Source organism: Celeribacter sp., assembly GCF_048266405.1.
In the GTDB taxonomy this organism is placed as follows: domain Bacteria; phylum Pseudomonadota; class Alphaproteobacteria; order Rhodobacterales; family Rhodobacteraceae; genus Celeribacter.
Window position 1 is genome coordinate 1,967 of record NZ_JBLWZO010000036.1, and the last position, 4,192, is coordinate 6,158.

Consider the following 4,192-nt stretch of genomic DNA (forward strand, 5'->3'; position numbering starts at 1 on the left):
CTGGCCTTGCTCGGTGTGCTCTGCACTGGGCTGGCCCACAGCCTGTTCGTGGCGAGCCTGAAAGTACTGAAAGCACGGACGACATCGGTGATCTTCGCGCTGGAGCCGGTATATGGCATCGCGATCGCGTGGTGGCTGTTCAATGAACAACCTTCGCTGGGGATGCTCGCTGGCGGGGCGCTGATCATCCTCGCCTCGGTCATCACCAGCCGACTGAAAACGCCGGCCGTGACGAACCCCGCCTCACCTATCGCAAAGGCGGGTTAGGCGCCGACACCGCAAAAGCCGCCCGCCACATCAATGCGAGTGACGGGGTACATCAGCGCCACGGCAGCCCACCAGAAAGTCGAAGTCGCAGCCCTTGTCGGCCTGCAGCACATGCTCGACGAACAGTCGACGATATCCCCCGTCCCACAGCAAGCCTTGCGGGGCTTGCCAGGCAGCCAGCCGCTCCTGCAATTCAGCGTCCGGGATGTCCAGATGCAGGCGGCCCTCGTAACAGTCCAGCTCGATGAAGTCCCCGTTGCGTACCGCCGCCAGCGGCCCACCGGCTGCGGCTTCGGGGGCGACATGCAATACCACGGTGCCATAAGCGGTGCCGCTCATACGGGCGTCGGAAATCCGCACCATATCGGTGATCCCTTTGGCCAACACTTTGGGCGGCAAGCCCATGTTGCCGACCTCAGCCGTACCGGGATAACCCTTGGGTCCGCAATTCTTCATGACCAGAATACAGGTTTCATCGACATCCAGCTCCGGATCGGCAATGCGCGCCTTGTAGTCGTCGAAGTCCTCGAACACCACTGCGCGGCCGCGATGCTTCATCAGTTCCGCTGTTGCCGCCGAGGGTTTCAGCACCGCGCCGCTGGGCGCCAGGTTGCCGCGCAATACGCAGATTCCGCCGTCCTTGCGCAGCGGGTTATCCAGCGTGCGGATCACTTCATCCTTGCCATAGATCGGTACCTGAGCGCAGTTGTCCCAGAGCGATCTGCCGTTGACGGTCAGTGCATCGGGGTTCGGCAACAAATTGTTTTCACCCAGCCGGCGGATCACCGCCGGCAGGCCGCCAGCGTAGTAGAACTCTTCCATCAGGAAGCGCCCCGAGGGTTGCAGGTCGACGAGGGTGGGCATGCCGCGGCCAATGCGCGTCCAGTCATCCAGCTCGAGTTCGACACCAATGCGTCCGGCGATCGCCTTGAGGTGGATCACGGCATTGGTCGAGCCGCCAATGGCAGCGTTGACCCGGATGGCGTTCTCGAACGCTTGCTTGGTCAGCACCTTGGACAAGCGCAGGTCCTCATGAACCATGTCGACGATGCGCATACCGGACAGGTGCGCCAGCACGTAGCGACGCGAGTCCACCGCCGGAATCGCTGCGTTGTGCGGTAATGAAGTACCCAGCGCTTCGGCCATACAGGCCATGGTCGAGGCCGTCCCCATGGTGTTGCAGGTGCCAGCCGAGCGCGACATACCGGCCTCGGCGGAGAGGAACTCGTTGAGGTCGATCTGCCCAGCCTTGTACTGCTCGTGCATCTGCCAGACGATGGTGCCCGCGCCAATATCGCGGCCCTTGTGCTTGCCGTTGAGCATCGGCCCGCCGGTGACAACGATGGTCGGCACATCACAGCTGGCCGCGCCCATCAACAGCGCTGGCGTGGTCTTGTCACAGCCGACCAGCAGCACCACCGCATCCACCGGATTGCCACGAATCGACTCCTCGACGTCCATGCTGGCCAGATTGCGCGTCAGCATGGCGGTGGGTCGCAGGTTCGATTCCCCATTGGAGAAGACCGGGAATTCCACCGGGAACCCGCCCGCCTCCAGCACGCCCTTTTTTACGTGTTCGGCAATCTTGTGAAAGTGCGCGTTGCAGGGCGTCAGCTCCGACCAGGTGTTACAGATGCCGATGATCGGCTTGCCCTGGAACTCATGATCCGGGATGCCCTGGTTCTTCATCCAGCTGCGATACATGAAACCGTTCTTGTCGGTGGTACCGAACCATTGAGCGGAGCGCAGGGGGCGTTTGTCAGTCATTGCGATGCACCTGTTATCGTCGGCTGGCTCAGCTTGCCCGCCTGATTGACCTCGTTGATCCAGAGCGTAGAGAGACAAGACATCATCAACAAATATATATTTCAGCCAAACCGATATATGAACGGGTATAGCTGAATGAAGCCGATCAACAGCAACTGGTTCGTCCGGGCGCGTTTGAAGAACCGCCACATCCCGCTGCTGGCAGCCCTTGGCGATACGGGAAATCTCAATCGAGCCGCAATCGGATTGGGCATTTCTCAGCCCGCGATTTCGAAACTGTTGAAGGAGCTGGAGGATGGGCTGGGCGTCGAGCTGTTCGAGCGTCACGCGCGTGGCGTCGTCCCGACGCTATACGGCGAAGCAATGATTCGCCACGCCCGCCGCATGCTGAACACGCTGGACAGCGCCTACAGCGAGGTCGACGCGCTGCGTCAGGGGCAGCAGGGGCACGTGCGCATTGGCACTATTCTTACGCCCTGTGCGGAACTGCTGCCTGATGTGATCCGACGCGCCAAGCAGCGCTTTCCAGAGCTGGAGGTCAGCATCCGCACGGGTTCCAGCCGTGATCTGCTGGCGATTCTGGATGACGGCGAGCTGGATTTTCTGGTGGCGCGGTTTTCGGCGGAAAGTCAGCAGGACGATTTGCGCTTCGAGCCGTTGGCTAAAGAGCCGCTGCAGATCTGCGCGCGCGCCGGGCTGATCGAAGGCCCAGTGTCTCGCGCACAACTGAACGCCGCGGACTGGGTGCTACCCCCGGTGGGCAGCGTGTTGCGTCAGGAGTTCGATGCGCTGTTTCAGCGCGTCGGCATGCGCCCTCCACGCAAGGTCGTGAACGCAGAAAACCTGCTGATGGTGACCACACTGATCGAGAAGAACGACATGCTGACCGTGCTGCCACGCGATGTGCTGGCGCACTATGCACGCTACGGCATGCTGGAAGAAATCGAAGTGGATGCGAGCATAAATGCCGATCTGAACCAGGGACTGATGGCCTACGGCATCATCACCAAAACTCCGCAGCAGCTGTCACCAGCAGCCGCTGGCGTGCTCGAACTGCTGCGCGATACCGCACACGAATTGGGGCTAGGTCACGGAGCGGCTCAGCCTTGTTAGAGCGAGCCGCTCCACGCATCAGAACGCCGCGTCAGTGGTTTCGCCGTCCACCAGGCGCTTGATGCCCAGCGGGTTGGCGTTCTTCAGCGCGTCCGGCAGCAGCGCATCCGGGAAGTTCTGGTAGCACACCGGGCGCAGGAAGCGGTCGATCGCCAAGGTACCGACTGACGTACCCCGGGCATCCGAGGTCGCGGGATAAGGCCCACCGTGAACCATGGCATCGCAGACTTCCACGCCGGTCGGATAGCCGTTGAGCAAGATCCGTCCGGCCTTCTGTTCCAGCAGTGCCACCAGATCATTGGCATCGGCCAGATCTGTAGGTTCAGCAATGAGCGTCGCGGTGAGCTGGCCATGCAAGCCTGACAGCGCGCGCATCAGCTCAGCCTTGTCATTCACCTCCACCACGACGGTAGTCGGGCCGAATACCTCCTCCTGCAACAGCGGATCGCCGTCGATCAGCAGCTTCGCATCGGCCTTGAACAGCTGTGGCTGCGCCTGATTACCCTGCTGGTTCTGGCCGGCAAGATGGCTGATCGCCGGATGGTCTTGCAGATGCTGAACGCCCTTGCCATAGCTGCTGAGCGTGCCCGCATTGAGCATCGTCTGCGCCGGTTGCTCGTTCATGAAACCGACCAGCCGCTGCAAAAATTCGCTGAACTCGGGCGAGCGAATGCCAATGACCAGACCAGGGTTAGTACAGAACTGGCCGCAGCCCATCACGACCGAGGCAGTGAGTTCATTGGCGATGGCATCACCACGGGTCCTGAGCGCCTCGGGCATCAGCACAACGGGGTTGATGCTGGACATCTCGGCGAATACCGGTATCGGTTGCGGGCGCGCCGCGGCCATATCACACAGCGCCCGACCACCGCGCAGCGAACCGGTAAAGCCAACCGCCTGTATGAGCGGATGCTTAACCAGCCACTCGCCTACGCCGCCGCCGCAAATCATGTTGAACACGCCCCCGTGCATGCCGGTTTTCTCCGCCCCCCGCATCTCCGCGCCGGCCACGCATTCACCCGTCACCATGCCGCCCCTGTGCGCC

4 protein-coding genes are annotated in these 4,192 nt (G+C 61.8%); 2 read left to right on the plus strand and 2 right to left on the minus strand.

Annotation, left to right across the window (positions count from 1 at the left end; translation table 11 throughout):
- Positions 1–267, plus strand: a 267-nt coding sequence (locus tag ACN0TS_RS18920) for an EamA family transporter (RefSeq protein ID WP_417260870.1), incomplete at its 5' end; no start/stop codon positions are given.
- A gap of 30 nt (positions 268–297) precedes the next feature.
- Here ACN0TS_RS18920 and ACN0TS_RS18925 read toward each other — a convergent pair.
- On the minus strand, positions 298–2,034 hold the full coding sequence (locus tag ACN0TS_RS18925) for an IlvD/Edd family dehydratase (RefSeq protein WP_417260871.1): 1,737 nt from the start codon (positions 2,032–2,034) through the stop codon (positions 298–300).
- Positions 2,035–2,169: 135 nt separating this feature from the next.
- On the opposite strand from ACN0TS_RS18925, the gene ACN0TS_RS18930 reads away from it, so the two are divergent.
- The gene (locus ACN0TS_RS18930; protein WP_417260872.1) at positions 2,170–3,147 is read left to right on the plus strand and encodes a LysR substrate-binding domain-containing protein; all 978 of its coding nucleotides are present in this window, start codon (positions 2,170–2,172) and stop codon (positions 3,145–3,147) included.
- An 18-nt stretch (positions 3,148–3,165) separates the two neighbouring features.
- Here the strand turns inward: ACN0TS_RS18930 and ACN0TS_RS18935 are convergent.
- Positions 3,166–4,192, minus strand: a 1,027-nt coding sequence (locus ACN0TS_RS18935) for an aldehyde dehydrogenase family protein (RefSeq protein WP_417260873.1), incomplete at its 5' end; no start/stop codon positions are given.